The sequence below is a fragment of the Arcicella sp. GW458-12-2-14-TSB2 genome (assembly GCF_059423785.1).
The window spans coordinates 1-685 of the sequence record NZ_JBWKYN010000380.1; the positions used below are offsets into that span (position 1 = coordinate 1).

General features: G+C 32.1%; 1 protein-coding gene. It reads left to right on the forward strand.

Annotation, left to right across the window (positions count from 1 at the left end; genetic code table 11):
- Positions 1 to 92: 92 nt before the first annotated feature.
- A partial coding sequence (locus AC07XN_RS24550) for a CvfB family protein (RefSeq protein WP_494744962.1) occupies positions 93 to 685 on the forward strand: 593 nt, incomplete at its 3' end.

Genomic DNA, 685 nt, shown 5'->3' on the forward strand with positions numbered 1-685 from the left:
ACGTACAATATTCTATTTGATTGATTTTCATCTTAAATTCGGTTAATACATATACATTCCAACTGAATGTTCATTCTAAATAATATATAATAATGATAAATGAGACACATCCTTTACAATTAGGTAAATACAATAGGCTAGAAGTCATCAAAGAATTAGACTTTGGTTTGTATTTAGATGGCTTTGAAGGTGAAGAAATTTTGATTCCTAGAGTCTATGTTCCTGAAGGCACTCAAATAGGACAATTCCTAGATGTATTCATATACAGAGATTCTGAAGATAGGCTTATTGCGACTACATTGAAACCTTATGCTACAGTGGGGGAGTTTGCCTATTTAAAGGTGAAAGATGTGAGCAAATTAGGGGTCTTTTTAGACTGGGGATTGATGAAAGATTTACTGGTTCCCTTTGGTGAACAACAATCTAAAATGGCCGTGGGAAGAAGTTATTTAGTTTATATTTATATAGACGAGGAGACTCAAAGAATAGTTGCTTCTGCCAAGATCGATAAGTTTCTCCCAAATGATGCAGAAGAATTTACTGAAAAACAACAGGTAGAATTGCTACCATACGAATACACAGATTTAGGCATAAAAGCATTGATTAACAAATGTAAAATAGGTGTAATTTACAAAAATAAAGTATTTAAATCGGTAAATCTAGGAGAATTTACAATAGGATACAT